11 protein-coding genes are annotated in these 14,450 nt (G+C 58.3%); 9 read left to right on the top strand and 2 right to left on the bottom strand.

Annotated features, from left to right (window positions below; genetic code table 11):
* The first annotated feature begins 52 nt into the window (after window positions 1-52).
* From ruvB to QP982_RS03780, 6 genes are all read left to right on the top strand, one after another.
* On the top strand, window positions 53-1,165 hold the full coding sequence (gene ruvB / locus QP982_RS03755; protein ID WP_150960968.1) for a Holliday junction branch migration DNA helicase RuvB: 1,113 nt from the start codon (window positions 53-55) through the stop codon (window positions 1,163-1,165).
* Window positions 1,166-1,231: 66 nt separating this feature from the next.
* Window positions 1,232-1,696, top strand: coding sequence for a preprotein translocase subunit YajC (gene yajC / locus QP982_RS03760; RefSeq protein ID WP_070438357.1), 465 nt, complete (start codon window positions 1,232-1,234; stop codon window positions 1,694-1,696).
* A 311-nt stretch (window positions 1,697-2,007) separates the two neighbouring features.
* Window positions 2,008-3,933 (top strand): protein translocase subunit SecD, encoded by a 1,926-nt coding sequence (gene secD, locus QP982_RS03765; RefSeq protein WP_049193686.1) that lies wholly within the window; start codon window positions 2,008-2,010, stop codon window positions 3,931-3,933.
* A gap of 6 nt (window positions 3,934-3,939) precedes the next feature.
* The gene (secF, locus tag QP982_RS03770) at window positions 3,940-5,157 is read left to right on the top strand and encodes a protein translocase subunit SecF (protein ID WP_088611530.1); all 1,218 of its coding nucleotides are present in this window, start codon (window positions 3,940-3,942) and stop codon (window positions 5,155-5,157) included.
* Between the two features lie 110 nt (window positions 5,158-5,267).
* Window positions 5,268-5,804 carry an adenine phosphoribosyltransferase gene (locus tag QP982_RS03775; RefSeq protein WP_016422687.1) on the top strand — a complete coding sequence of 179 codons (537 nt, stop codon included), beginning with the start codon at window positions 5,268-5,270 and terminating at the stop codon, window positions 5,802-5,804.
* 7 nt (window positions 5,805-5,811) lie between these two features.
* On the top strand, window positions 5,812-8,073 hold the full coding sequence (locus tag QP982_RS03780; protein WP_016422688.1) for a RelA/SpoT family protein: 2,262 nt from the start codon (window positions 5,812-5,814) through the stop codon (window positions 8,071-8,073).
* A gap of 120 nt (window positions 8,074-8,193) precedes the next feature.
* Here the strand turns inward: QP982_RS03780 and QP982_RS03785 are convergent, their stop codons facing one another.
* Window positions 8,194-9,033, bottom strand: a complete 840-nt coding sequence (locus QP982_RS03785; protein WP_016422689.1) for a peptidylprolyl isomerase — start codon at window positions 9,031-9,033, stop codon at window positions 8,194-8,196.
* Between the two features lie 292 nt (window positions 9,034-9,325).
* On the opposite strand from QP982_RS03785, the gene QP982_RS03790 reads away from it, so the two are divergent.
* Window positions 9,326-9,997 carry an MBL fold metallo-hydrolase gene (locus QP982_RS03790; RefSeq protein ID WP_284870229.1) on the top strand — a complete coding sequence of 224 codons (672 nt, stop codon included), beginning with the start codon at window positions 9,326-9,328 and terminating at the stop codon, window positions 9,995-9,997.
* A gap of 43 nt (window positions 9,998-10,040) precedes the next feature.
* A complete protein-coding gene (gene hisS, locus QP982_RS03795) occupies window positions 10,041-11,324 on the top strand; it encodes a histidine--tRNA ligase (RefSeq protein WP_016422691.1) in 1,284 nt (427 codons plus the stop codon).
* 27 nt (window positions 11,325-11,351) lie between these two features.
* Here hisS and ypfJ read toward each other — a convergent pair whose 3' ends face one another.
* Window positions 11,352-12,239, bottom strand: coding sequence for a KPN_02809 family neutral zinc metallopeptidase (gene ypfJ / locus QP982_RS03800; RefSeq protein WP_016422692.1), 888 nt, complete (start codon window positions 12,237-12,239; stop codon window positions 11,352-11,354).
* Between the two features lie 271 nt (window positions 12,240-12,510).
* Here ypfJ and aspS point away from each other — a divergent pair, with 271 nt between their 5' ends.
* On the top strand, window positions 12,511-14,340 hold the full coding sequence (aspS, locus tag QP982_RS03805; protein ID WP_070862635.1) for an aspartate--tRNA ligase: 1,830 nt from the start codon (window positions 12,511-12,513) through the stop codon (window positions 14,338-14,340).
* Window positions 14,341-14,450 lie beyond the last annotated feature (110 nt).

The following is a 14,450-nucleotide window of genomic DNA, read 5'->3' on the forward strand; positions in this document are numbered from 1 at the left end:
CCTGCAGCTACATTGATGATGAAAATTGGCAGTGCACTAGGATGAGGGGACTATGAGCGATATCGAGCGCACGGAGTTTAACGTGTCGGGCAATCCCTTCAGGGACTCTTTAGGTGGGGAAGCCAACGACCATTTTGGCGGTGGTGGAAATGGTGCACAACGTGATGTCGATGCCCGCGCTCAGGTCGAGGAAGTCGATGCGGAATCGAACCTGCGACCAAAGTCGTTAGGGGAGTTCATCGGCCAACCCAAGGTCCGCGAACAGCTGGATTTAGTGCTTTCCGGGGCACGGGGGCGAAATGTGACTCCGGACCACATTCTGCTGTCGGGACCTCCCGGGCTGGGTAAGACCACCATGGCCATGATTATTGCGCAGGAGATGGGGAGCTCCCTGCGAATGACCTCCGGTCCGGCGCTTATTCGCGCTGGCGATTTGGCAGCAATGCTGTCGAACATGCTCGAGGGCGATGTCCTGTTTATCGATGAGATTCACCGCATTGCCAGGCCAGTGGAAGAAATGCTGTACATGGCAATGGAAGATTTCCGTATTGATGTCATCGTAGGCAAAGGGCCTGGAGCTACGTCGATTCCACTCGAGATTCCACCATTCACGTTGGTCGGTGCGACGACGCGCTCGGGTATGCTGACTGGCCCACTGCGTGACCGCTTTGGTTTTACCGCGCAGATGGAGTTCTATGAGGTCGAAGATCTGACAAAGGTGGTTACCCGTGCCGCTGGGATCCTCGGGGTAGACATCAGCCCAGAGGCTGCAGTGGAGATTGCCTCGCGTTCGCGAGGTACCCCGCGAATTGCCAACCGCCTACTGCGTCGCGTTCGCGATTTCGCAGATGTTCACTCCGGTGGCGTTATTGATCTTGGTGCGGCCAAGGCGGCGTTGATTGTCTTCGATGTCGATGAGCTTGGGCTGGACCGCTTGGACCGCGCAGTGCTGACTGCCCTGGTCAAGGGGCACGGTGGCGGCCCGGTGGGCGTGAATTCCCTGGCGTTGGCAGTCGGTGAGGAGCCCTCGACTGTGGAAGAAGTGTGCGAGCCCTACCTGGTCCGTGCCGGGATGATTGCGCGTACATCGCGCGGACGCGTGGCAACTGCCCGAGCATGGCGGCACTTGGGGTTGCAGCCGCCGGAGGGAACTATCGGAGAATAGCTTTCTCATCGACCCGGCCGGGGCAGTGTGGAATTGCTAGCTGGCAATTCGTTAAACTCGGCAGACATGGATCAAACTATTCTCCTCCTACTTATTTTCTTGTTCCTGGCGCTGCCAATTTGGCAGATCATCAAGCAGAACAAGCAGGTGCGCACCATTCGGGACATGCAGGATAAGTTGGCCCCGGGCGCAGAGGTCATCACCGGTTCCGGTATGCATGGTGTAGTCGTTGATACGACCGAAACAACCGTCGACCTGATTATCGCTGACGGCATCGTGACCCGTTGGGAAAAGGGCGCCATTGCCCGCAACCTCACCACCGGTACCGGAGCTAGCTACGCTCACCGTGACCGACGTGGCCGTGTTTCCGATGCGCCAGATGACCACGTCGGCGACGTCCAAGAAATCACCGGCCACGGCCCGGCTGACAATGCAGCTTCGGACGTCAATGAGCAGGTCGAGAACCCGAATACTCCGAGTACCCCGGATAACCCGGGTACAGACGGTTCCACTTCCACCGAAAAGCAGTAGCAGTTTTTTGCACGCCCACGCCCCGTCGGTTTGCATGCATCCAAGCTGTAGCGTGCGCCGTGAGGCTAGCGGGCGCGTCCCAGGTTTCGCCGTCGGCAAGCGTGGGCAAGATTTTCACTAAATAGGTACAAGTCAAAACCGGCGCACTACGCTAAATCGGTTATTCTCTAGCGGTTGGTGTTTATAGCTTTGCTTAGCGACGCCCGCAATGCCTCTTCCTGGTATCGCGCGATTTCGCGGTGCGGTTATAGACCTGCGTTTCTACCCGAAGCGCTTAAGTACCTAAACGTCACGATTCAGGAGACTTTGCTTTGAACAGCAAATCCAGATCCGGTGCGAATACATTCAAGAGGAACTGGCCGCAGTGGCTGTTGGCACTGTTTGTTGGCTTCCTCATCCTTACGTACGCACTCGTCTTTTTCACCGGCGGCGGATCAGCCAAGCCAAAGTTGGGCATCGACTTGCAGGGTGGTACCCGAGTAACCTTGGTGCCGCAGGGCGAAAAGCCGACGCGCGATCAGCTGGACCAGGCTCGCAAGATTCTGGAGAACCGCGTAAACGGCATGGGCGTCAGCGGCGCTCAAGTTGTCACCGACGGTGACACGCTGGTCATTACCGTGCCGGGTGAAGACTCACAGGAGGCGCGTACGCTCGGCCAGACTTCGCAGCTCTTCTTCCGTCCGGTAGAACAGCCCACCCAGGGCCCTGATGAAGCTGCCTTTGGCGAGGTAGTTAAGAAGACTGCTGAAGATTGGGTGTCAGTCGGTGTCCTGTCGAAGGAGGAAGCCACCAAGCGTGTTGATGACCTCTACAAGGACATGAACGAAACGCAGAAGCGTGCAATTGATGCCTTCAAGGAACAGAACCCAGATCAGCCGGTTCCCGAGGAGCTGTCCAAGTCGCTGGGCGAGGCCCCGAAGTTGGACGCAACAGCTCCGGCAAAGCCGGCGAACTCAATTGAAGCGGCCGAGCTGCGTACGAAGGTTCGTGACGTGCTGTTGGCGACTCGCCAGTCCGAAGACCCAACGACACAGTTTGCAGCCGCTGCGCTGATGACCTGCGATAACCGCGATGCAGTTGATCCGCTACAGGGTGCCGATGACCCGGCCAAGCCGCTGGTGACCTGTGCGCCCGAAGGCGGTAAAGCCATCTTCCTGGGCAAGGCTCCGCTGTTGATTGGGCAGGAGGACGAGGCCAAGGGCCAGCGTCTGTCCGGCGACGCTATTGATACCAATGCGCCGATTAACGGTGGTTACGATCAGCAGTCTGGTCAGATTCAGGTCTCCTTTAGCTTCAAGTCCGGGAAGAATGACACCGGCGCTCGCACATGGACCAAGTTGACCAATGACTACCTGCAGCGGCAGGTCGCTATCGTGTTGGACTCGAAGGTCATTTCCGCCCCGGTGATTCAGGAGGCAACCCCAGTTGGTTCTGCCACCCGCATCACGGGCGACTTCTCAATCGACGAGGCACAGGGACTGGCCAATAACCTGCGTTATGGTGCACTGCCGCTGTCGTTCGCAGGTGAGGACGGCGAGCCGGGCGGCACCACCACGACTATCCCGGCCATGCTTGGTTCGGCTTCCTTGGAAGCCGGTCTGCTTGCCGGCATTATCGGTATCGCCCTGATTGTCGTCTACGCGATTGCTCTCTACCGCGGCCTGGGCGTGATTTCGCTGGTTTCGCTGGCAGCAGCTGGAGCGATGGTCTACGGCGTCCTTGTCCTTCTTGGTCGTTGGATTGGCTACTCGCTCGATCTCGCTGGCATCGCCGGCATCATCATCTCTATCGGCGTAACGGCTGACTCCTTCATCGTCTTCTTCGAACGCATTAAGGACGAAATCCGCGCGGGTAGAACTTTCCGCTCCGCGGTTCCGCACGCTTGGCGACGAGCACGGCGCACCATCCTATCGGGTAACTTTGTGTCCATCATTGCGGCTGTGGTTCTTTACATCCTGGCCGTTGGCGATGTCCGCGGTTTCGCGTTCACACTTGGTCTCTCCACAGCATTCGACATTGTGACGGCTTTCCTCGTGACTGCGCCGTTGGTCATCCTGGCTACTCGTAAGTGGCCAGCTTTGTCCAAGCCGTCGATGAACGGCTTCGGCTCGGTCATGGAGATTGCACAGAGGAATAAGACTGTAGCTGCCGGTAAGAAGGCCGGAGCCTCCGATGCCTCCGCCAGTACGGCTGCCGACACCGGTGCAGCTCACTCCAGCGCGAATGAGGGGAAGTAGGAATCCATGAATACTACTCAGACGAATCCGGCGCTAATCACTGAGCCAGAAAGCGTGAAAGACGACTCCTTTTTCCGCCGCCTCTACACCGGCGAGGGTGGAATCAACATCGTCGGCAAGCGGAAGCGCTGGTACCAGATTGCCGTCGCCATCATCGTTGTTGCTTTCGCAGCGATGCTGATTCGCGGGTTCAGCTTCGGTATCGACTTCGAGGGCGGTACCAAGATGACTATGCCGCCGGCCTCAGTGACAACTGAGCAGGCCGAGGAGGTTTTCACCGAGGCGACCGGCGTGAAGCCGGAGCTGGTACAAATTATCGGTTCTGGTGAGGGCCGAATCCTGGAGATCACCTCTGAGAAGCTGACTCAGGACCAGATTAATAGTGCTCGTATCGCGTTGAATGATGCATTCAAGCCCGTCGATGTGCAGGGGCAGCAGACCCCGGATGCCATTGGTGACTCGACCGTGTCGGAGTCGTGGGGCTCTTCGATTACCAACCGAATGCTGCTGGCTGCAGTGGTGTTCCTGGGTCTGGTGTTCATCTACATCACCATTCACTTCGAGCGCGACATGGCCATTGCCGCAATTCTCGCCCTGGTTGTGGATGCAATCGTGATTATGGGCATCTACGCGCTCATTGGTCTTGACGTCACCCCGGCAACCATTATCGGCTTGCTGACAGTGCTGTCGTTCTCCCTGTACGACACCGTCGTGGTTTTCGACAAGGTCGACGAGAACACGGCAGGCTATCGTTCATCGACCCGTAGAAGTTACGCCGAGTTGGTGAACCTGGCGGTCAACCAAACCATCATGCGTTCTATCAACACCACGGTGTCGACGCTCCTGCCAATCCTGGCACTGATGGTCATCGCCGTGGGCATGCTAGGGGTCGGAACGCTGAAGGACCTTGCACTCGTTCAGCTCATCGGCATTATTCAAGGTACGTTCTCTTCGATCTTCCTGGCTTCGTCGCTGTTGGTGTCTCTTAAGTCGCGGCAGCGTGAATACCGCAAGCATGAAGAGGCGGTACTGTCTGCCCGCGCAAAGGCATCTGAGGGAGCCGGTTCGGGCACCGATTCCGCCACCACTGATGTTGCGGAGGACTCGGGCTCGAAGGAGCCGTCGGCAAGCGAAATGGAGCAGTCGACGCCGAAACGAACGGTGACGACTCCGACGCTTGAGGGCGATGAAAACAAGCCGCTGTCCTGGCGTCCGGGGCAGTAGGAGGTAGCGCCTCCCAGTGGTTCGGGTGAAACTACTTTAAAAGCGCATTGTGCGGGTATCGTTGACAGGTACCCGCACTTTTTCTTTTCGCCGAAAAGGAGCTTAAACCTGTGTCGTATGCACACGCGCGTGAGGCATTAGCCGATCAGATTCGGTTTGTGCCCGATTTTCCAGTTGAGGGCGTACTCTTCGAGGACTTGACGCCGGCGCTTGCCGACGCCACGACGTTCGCCCTGATTGTGGACGAGATTTCCGCCAAGGTGGAAGAGTTCGGGGCTGATGTTATAGGCAGCCTAGATGCGCGTGGATTCCTGCTGGGTTCTGCGGTGGCGTACAAGCTCGGACTGGGAGTGCTCGCTATTCGTAAGAAGGGTAAGCTGCCACCGCCTGTGCTGACCGAGACCTATGAACTGGAATATGGTACGGCCGCGCTTGAGATTCCGGCTAGTGGTTTTGAGCTGAAGGGCAAGAAGGCCGTACTTGTCGACGATGTGTTGGCAACTGGTGGCACCCTGTGTGCAGCTCGCGCTCTGCTGGAGACAGCTGGAGTCGAGGTAACCGGGCTGTGCACCGTGCTGGAGGTTGAAGGCCTGGGAGCTCGGGAGAAGCTTGCTGATCTGCCTCTGTACGTGGTTAATAAGGGGTGAATGAGTCATGGCTGAAGGGCCCGCACGCCGTTATGGTGCCCGCCTAGCGCGAAGCCTTACCGGCAACAGAACGAAGATCCGCCCGGTGCTAGATCCCCTTGTCGCGGTGCATCGACAGGTGCATCCGCGCGCAGATTTGGCTGTGCTTCAGCGTGCCTACGATACCGCCGAGCGCCTTCACGACGGCGTCTATCGGAAATCCGGCGAGCCATACATCACTCACCCGCTTGCAGTCGCTACTATTGCGGCCGAGATCGGCATGGATACCACCACGCTGGTGGCAGCGCTGCTGCATGACACGGTCGAAGATACCGATTACACGCTGGAGGACCTGGAGCGGGACTTCGGCCCAGAAGTCGCACGGTTGGTCGACGGCGTGACCAAATTGGATAAGGTCGCGTTGGGCTCCGCCGCCGAGGCAGAGACCGTGCGAAAAATGATTATCGCCATGAGCCAGGACCCGCGCGTGCTGGTTATCAAGGTGGCTGACCGGCTGCATAACATGCGCACAATGCGCTTCCTGCCGCCGGAAAAGCAGGCTAAGAAGGCCCGTGAGACCCTCGAGGTGATTGCACCGCTGGCGCATCGTTTGGGAATGGCCAGCGTGAAGTGGGAGTTGGAAGATCTCTCCTTCGCCATTTTGTACCCGAAGAAGTACGACGAGATTGTGCGTTTGGTCGCAGATCGAGCGCCGCAGCGGGACCGGTACATCCAGGAAGTCTCCGAGATGATTCAGAAGGATCTGAAGGAGTCTCACATTGCTGCTGAGGTACAGGGCAGGCCGAAGCACTACTGGTCGATTTATCAGAAGATGATTGTCCGCGGCCATGAGTTCGACGAGATTTTTGACCTGGTCGGACTTCGAGTTCTGGTGGACACGACCAAGGACTGCTATGCCGCCATGGGTGCCGTCCACTCGCTGTTCAAACCCATGCCGGGGCGATTCAAGGACTATATTTCCGCGCCGCGTTTCGGGGTTTACCAGTCGTTGCACACAACGGTCATCGGTCCAGGTGGCTCCCCGCTAGAAGTGCAGATTCGCACCCATGAGATGCACTACAACGCTGAGTACGGCATTGCCGCACACTGGCGCTACAAGGAAACCAAGGGCTCTCACAAGGGAGATTCCGCCGAAGTCGATCAGATGGCGTGGATGCGTCAGCTGCTGGATTGGCAGCGCGAGGCCGCAGATCCTAACGAGTTCCTGGACTCCCTGCGCTATGACCTCTCAGTCACTGAAATTTTTGCGTTCACGCCTAAGGGCGATGTCATCACATTGCCTGCGGACTCCACGCCGGTCGACTTTGCCTACGCGGTCCATACTGAAGTAGGTCACCGCTGTATTGGTGCCAAAGTCAACGGCAAGCTAGTGGCGTTGGAATCACCGCTAAAAACTGGCGACCGCGTCGAGATTTTCACGTCCAAGGATGCCGATTCCGGTCCGTCTAAGGACTGGGAGAAGTTTGTTAAAACTCCACGTGCGCGGGCAAAGATCCGTCAGTGGTTTGCCAAGGAGCGCCGCGAAGAGGCACTCGATGCCGGCCGTGACGCGCTGGCTGCAGAGGTACAGCGCGGCGGTCTGCCGATGCACCGCCTGTTCACTCCGGCGTCCATCAAGCAGATTGCCTCCGAGCTGCACTATGCGGATGTCGATGCGCTCTATACCGCTATCGGTAAGGGGCAGGTCTCAGCGCAGCATGTGACTCACCGGCTGATGGCGCAGTTCTCGAGCGCGGACGATGCCGAAGAGCAGTTGGTCTCCCGCACGCCAATTTCAAAGATGAACGTGCACAACACTCCGCGCCGCGCTGACAGCACGGGTGTGTTGGTAGAAGGCAGCGCGGATATGGCCGCTAAGCTCGCCAAATGCTGTACGCCTGTGCCGGGCGATGCCATCTTTGGCTTCGTCACCCGCGGCGGTGGGGTCAGTGTGCACCGTACGGACTGCACTAATGCGGAGAAACTGCACCAGGAGCCCGAGCGCATTATCGAGGTTTCCTGGGCAACGGATTCCTCCGGTGCGGTCTTCATGGTTACGGTGCAAATCGAAGCACTTGACCGTCACGGACTGCTCTCGGAGATCACTCGCGTTTTCTCCGATCAGAAGGTCTCAATCCTGTCGACGTCCTCTCATACCTCCGATGACCGCGTTGCCGTAATGCGTTTTAGCTTCGAGGTTTCGGACACTAAGCAGATGGGCTATATCTTCAACATTCTGCGCGGTGTCGAGGGAGTGTTCGATGTCTACCGCATTACTTCTGGTCAGTAGGCGGTTTAGTAGCCATCGATATGTGAAAAAGGATGAGACCGCGTAGATACTAAAACAGGGCCAAGGTGATTCACCTTGACCCTGTTTTTGATTAATTTCTCAATCAGTTAGTTGAGTCAACTACTTGACTTCCGCCTTCTCAATACGGACTTCCTTAGCTGGCTTACCGTCAGAGGTACCGCCACCCTCGATACCGTTCTTCGCAATGTCCGCAACCGTCTTGGTGCCCTCGTCAGTCATGGAGCCAAGCACGGTGTACTGCGGAGGCAGCTGAGAATCTGCCCAGTTGAGGAAGAACTGGCTGCCGTTGGCATCCGGGTCACTCGGGTTTGCCATGGCGATAGAGCCCTTCGGGTACACCAACGGGGTGTTCTGATCCAGGCCGGAATCCTTGACCGGCCACTCGCCAGCGAACTTGAAGCCCGGTCCGCCGGTACCGGTACCAGTCGGATCGCCACACTGCAGAACGTTCAGGCCACCACCGGTAATACGGTGGCACACGGTGTCGTTGAAGTAGTTGGACTTGGCCATGTGCTCAATTGCATTGACGCCGCAAGGTGAAATAGCGCGGTCCAGCTCCATCGGAATGTCGCCCTGGTTAGTCTTCAGGGTGATGGTTACAGTGCCAGTGGCGGGAACGTTGTCGGTAGCTGGCTTATCTATGTCCTTCGATGCCTCGCCATCATCCGGGTAGTCACAGGTCACGGTTTCCGGAAGTGGGGAAGAGCGCTTCATTGGAACCTTTTCACCGCTGACGGGAGTAGCTGTCAGAGCTGCAGGTTCGACTGGAGTCGTGGATTCATCAGCGGCCTCATTGTCGTCAGCGCCGCCAGCCGTGGTCAGCAAGTAGATGCCGCCACCGATAAAGAGCAGGATAGCCAAGGTAGTTACGACAACGCCCAGTGGCTTCAGCTTCTCGGCACGTGCACGGCGCTTAAGTTCGCGCTCGAGCGTCCGCATCGCATCTTTGCGCCTTTGCTCATTATTGGCCACTAGTCTTTCTCCGTATCTGTTAGTCATCTATTGCTGGTGACGGAACACCAGCGGACGATTTTGCCCATTGATAGTGACCGCATTTGAAGTAACAGCTCAGTCGGTCACCGTCGCGTACACAATCGACCATTATGCCCGGGATTGCTTCCCATTTGCGAGATGACAGGCCAACGAGCAAGGGGAAAGGTGCTCTCTTCCCGTTGTTGGAAGGCGCAAATAGCCTGCCGGGGGCTGTACACAATCGTTACAATGGAGCGCCATGGAGATATTTGGTTTTGCAGCCGGCCCTTTTCAGACCAACTGCTACGTGGCAACAGGCGCTCCGGAAATGGACGGCCTGTCCACCCCATGCGTCATTGTTGACCCGGGCATGGGGGCGTTCGAGGTAGTACGCGGCGAGGTTGAGAAGCGAGATTGGAAGCCGGAAGCAATTCTGCTGACCCATGGTCATATCGACCATGTCCGCGATGTCGCGGAGGCCGCCGACTTCTGGGATATCCCCGTCTTCATTCACGAAAGCGACAATGTGTTGCTGGCCAATCCGAAGCTCGGCGGTTCTTCTTTCGGACACCTCTTTGACATCGATTCTATGCAGGCTTATACGGAAGCCGATTTCTTCGAGGATGGCGACGAAGTAAAGTGGGCAGGGTTGGATTTCGAAGTCATTCACGCTCCTGGTCACTCTCCGGGATGCGTGATGCTGCGCGCTTCCGATGGGGAAGATGAGATTGTCTTCAGCGGGGACGTCCTCTTTAAGGGGGCTATCGGTCGCGTAGATTTGCCGGGCAGTAGTCCGGAGCACATGCAGCAGTCGTTGAAGGATAAGGTCCTCCCGCTGGCGGATGACCTCATGATTCTTCCGGGCCATGGCTCCGCATCTTCGATAGGCGAGGAGCGCGCGACCAACCCGTTCCTGCAAAACCTCACCTAGCCTGGCTGACACGTCGTGAGAGTTGGCAGGTAGAGTTAGCGGGGTGAACTCTAGCCAGAAGCCAAAGAAGTTGAAGCCATTCTCCGCGCCCAAGGGCGTGCCGGATTACGTCCCGCCGGTCTCCCGCGAATTCGAGGCGGTGCGAAACTCATTCCAGCACCGCGCACGACTTGCGGGCTATGAGCACATTGAGCTGCCAATTTTCGAGGAAACCGGGCTTTTTGCACGTGGCGTAGGTGAATCGACGGACGTCGTCACCAAGGAGATGTACACGTTCGCCGACCGCGGCGACCGTTCGGTCACCCTGCGCCCGGAGGGTACCGCGGGCGTGATGCGCGCGGTCATTGAGCACAATTTGGACCGCGGTCAGTTGCCGGTCAAGCTTTCCTACGCGGGGCCATTCTTCCGCTATGAACGCCCGCAGGCAGGCCGTTACCGTCAGTTGCAGCAGGTGGGCGTAGAGGCAATCGGCGTCGATGATCCTGCGCTGGACGCTGAAGTCATCGCGCTTGCCGACGCATGCTTCCGTGGTATCGGGCTCGAAGGCTTCCGCCTTGAACTGACAAGCCTTGGCGACAACACCTGCCGCCCTGAATATCGCGCTAAGCTGCAGGAGTTCTTGTTTGACCTGCCTTTGGATGAGGAAACGCGCCACCGTGCAAACATCAACCCGCTGCGCGTTCTCGACGATAAGCGACCGGAAATGCAGGAAATGCTTGCCGACGCGCCGCTGATGCTGGACCACCTTTCTGACAGCGCTCGCGGTCACTTTGAAGCTGTGACTGGACTGTTGGATGACATGAAGGTGCCCTATGTCATCAATCCTCGAATGGTGCGCGGACTGGACTACTACACCAAGACGTGCTTCGAGTTTGTTCACGACGGCCTTGGTGCTCAGTCGGGTATCGGTGGCGGTGGTCGCTACGACGGGCTGATGGCGCAGCTAGGCGGCCAAGAGCTGTCTGGAATTGGCTTTGGTTTGGGTGTGGATCGCGCGCTGCTCGCACTGGAAGCAGAGGGCAAGCAGGCCAGCGATGGTCGACGCGTCGATGTGTATGGTGTTGCGCTCGGTGAAGAAGCCGCTCACGCTATGGCGGTGCAGATCAATAAGCTGCGCCAAGCGGGTATCCGCGCAGATATGTCCTACGGCGGCCGCGGTCTGAAGGGCGCGATGAAGGGTGCCGATCGCGCTGGAGCCCGATTTGCGTTGGTCCTCGGCGAGTCTGAATTGGCCGCGGGCGAGGTTCAGCTGAAGAACCTTGAGTCCCACGAGCAGCACGCAGTCGCCCTAGATGCACTGGTTCAGGAGTTGCAGTCGCGCATCTAGGAAACGCGCATTTGTTGAGTGCGGAGTCTAGCTGTAGACGCCGCGCTCGAGAGTGTCGCACTGAGACATCTTTCCTGACTTGTAGCCGGTGAGGAATGCCTTCGTACGCTGCTCGGCCGAGCCGTGGGTCCAGGAGTCCGGTTGAACACCACCGCCGGAATGCTGCTGGATGGTGTCATCGCCAATGGCCTTCGTAGTTTTGAGGGCATCGGCAACTTGCTCGTCGGAAAGCGGTTCGAGGATTGCGTCCGGCCCCTTGTCCGCGTAATGAGCCCAGATACCCGCGTAGCAGTCGGCCTGCAGCTCGATCTTTACAGCGTCGGAATCGGGGCCCGGTTCGTTGTAGTTACTGCGGCCAAGTGTGCCCTCCAACCTTTGGATATGGTGGGCGAATTCGTGGGCCACGACGTATTCCTGTGCGAGCGGTCCGTTGCCTCCGCCCATGCGCTCCAGGGTGCTAAAGAACTCCGTGTCGAAGTAGGCCGTTTGATCGGCGGGGCAGTAGAACGGGCCGGTGGACGAGGACGCTGCGCCGCAGCCCGACTGAGTGGAGCCTTCAAAGAGGACTAAGCCTGGGTTCGTGTACTCGATGCCGGCCTGTGCGGGGAGTTGTTCTTCCCAGACTCGGTCGACCGAAATACCGGTGAATTCCATCCGGCAATCGATGCGGCTGTTGGCATCTTCGCCGGTCTTGCAGGGATCCTCGCCAGGGGACTGCTGTGCAGTCTGCGAGGACTGGTTGTTCTGGGCACCTGTCAGCTGTCCCAATTGTCCCGGGTCGCCGCCGAGAAGTAAGTACAGGCCGATGAGGACAAGGCCGCCGATACCGCCACCGCCTACGGCGATAGCGCGGCCACCACCCGAGCGTCGCTCGGCACGAGCCGAGCTCTTTTGGAAGTCATTCCGGAAGGTCATAGGAGTAAGACTATTGCATAAGGTGCGGAAAACGGGCCATTGAATAGCGCTGCGTCATAGTATCCGCATGTAAATCAACGTCAGGATCTACGGAGAACTTTGTCTAAGTGAGTACATGAAGCCCGAGGTAGGCCCAAGGCGATGACCGGTAATAAGCAAAATAGCCGGGGTCTTCTTCTCACCTTTCTGGCTTCAAGGTAGACTACACGGACGAAACCGCTATCCACAGCGTTAATCCCTATAGCACCAATTTTGGAAGGACCAATTCGCAGTGCTTCGTACGCATCTTGCCGGAGACCTCCGCGCTGACCTCGCCGGCAGCACAGTAACCCTGACCGGTTGGGTAGGACGCCGCCGTGACCATGGTGGCGTGATCTTCATCGACATGCGTGACCGCTCCGGTTACGCCCAGGTTGTGTTCCGCAACAGCGAAGTTGCTGAGCGTGCACACCACCTGCGCAGCGAATACTGCATTCAGGTCACCGGTGTCGTTGAGAAGCGCCCGGAGGGCTCCGAAAACCCGAACCTGGCATCGGGTGAAATTGAGGTCAATGTTACGGAGCTGACCATCCTCAACGAGTCGGCGGCATTGCCGTTCCAGCTCGAGGATGTTGGAACTTCTGGCACTGTCGGCGAGGAAGCCCGCCTGAAGTACCGCTACCTAGACCTACGCCGTGAAGGCCCGGCCAAGATTATGCGTCTCCGTGCGGCTGTCAACCGCGCAGCCCGTAAGGTGCTGGACAGCCACGACTTCACCGAAATCGAGACCCCGACGTTGACTCGCTCTACGCCGGAAGGTGCTCGTGACTTCGTGGTGCCGGCTCGTTTGAAGCCGGGCACTTTCTACGCACTGCCGCAGTCCCCTCAGTTGTTCAAGCAGCTGCTTATGGTCGCTGGCATGGAGCGCTACTACCAGATCGCCCGCTGCTACCGAGATGAGGACTTCCGCGCTGACCGCCAGCCGGAGTTCACTCAGCTCGACGTTGAGATGAGCTTCGCCGAGCAGGACGATGTCATTGCGCTGGCAGAAGAGATTCTGGTTGCTATCTTCGCCGAGGCCGGTGTCACTGTTCAGACCCCGATTCCACGCATGACCTTCAAGGAGGCCATGGAGAAGTACGGTTCTGACAAGCCGGACCTGCGCTTCGACATTCCGCTGGTGGAGTGCACCGAGTTCTTCAAGGACACCACTTTCCGTGTCTTCCAGAACGATTACGTCGGTGCAGTTGTTATGGACGGTGGCGCATCGCAGCCTCGTCGTCAGCTCGACGCTTGGCAGGATTGGGCCCGCCAGCGCGGCGCAAAGGGCTTGGCCTACATCCTTGTTGGGGAGGACGGCACTCTGGGCGGCCCGGTTGCCAAGAACATTACTGACGCAGAGCGTGAAGGCATCGCGGCGCACGTAGGCGCGAAGCCGGGTGACTGCATCTTCTTCGCTGCAGGTGACGCTAAGAGCTCCCGTGCACTGCTGGGTGCTGCTCGTGGAGAGATTGCCAAGAAGCTCGGCCTTATCAAGGAAGGCGACTGGGCATTCACCTGGGTCGTCGACGCACCGTTGTTCGAGCCGGCTGCCGACGCTACCGCTTCCGGTGACGTTGCCCTGGGCCACTCGCAGTGGACTGCTGTGCACCACGCCTTCACCTCGCCGAGGCCAGAGCACATGGATACCTTCGACAAGGATCCTGGCAACGCACTGGCTTACGCCTACGACATCGTCTGCAACGGTAACGAAATTGGTGGCGGCTCCATTCGTATTCACCGCCCAGATGTCCAGAAGCGCGTCTTCGATGTTATGGGCATCGGCGAGGAAGAGGCACAGGAGCAGTTCGGCTTCCTGCTGGATGCCTTCCAGTACGGCGCTCCGCCGCACGGTGGTATCGCATTCGGTTGGGACCGTATCGTTTCCCTGCTGGCCGGCGTTGACTCCATTCGCGAAGTTATCGCCTTCCCGAAGTCCGGTGGCGGCGTTGATCCGTTGACTGACGCCCCGACTCCGATTACCGCTCAGCAGCGCAAGGAGACCGGTATCGACTTCAAGCCGAAGCCAAAGCAGAAGGCAGACGGCGTTAAGGCAGCAGCCGACGCAGGCGACAGCAAGTAAACAAAGAAATCACATTGCGAGGAATGTGATCTGCCACTCCAGCGTGAACAGCGCGAGTGGCGCCAATTCCTCCTAACCAAGGCGGTACTGGCCACAACGCAACATCCGTA

The sequence above is a fragment of the Corynebacterium sp. MSK019 genome, assembly GCF_030232425.1.
Taxonomy (GTDB): domain Bacteria; phylum Actinomycetota; class Actinomycetes; order Mycobacteriales; family Mycobacteriaceae; genus Corynebacterium; species Corynebacterium jeikeium_D.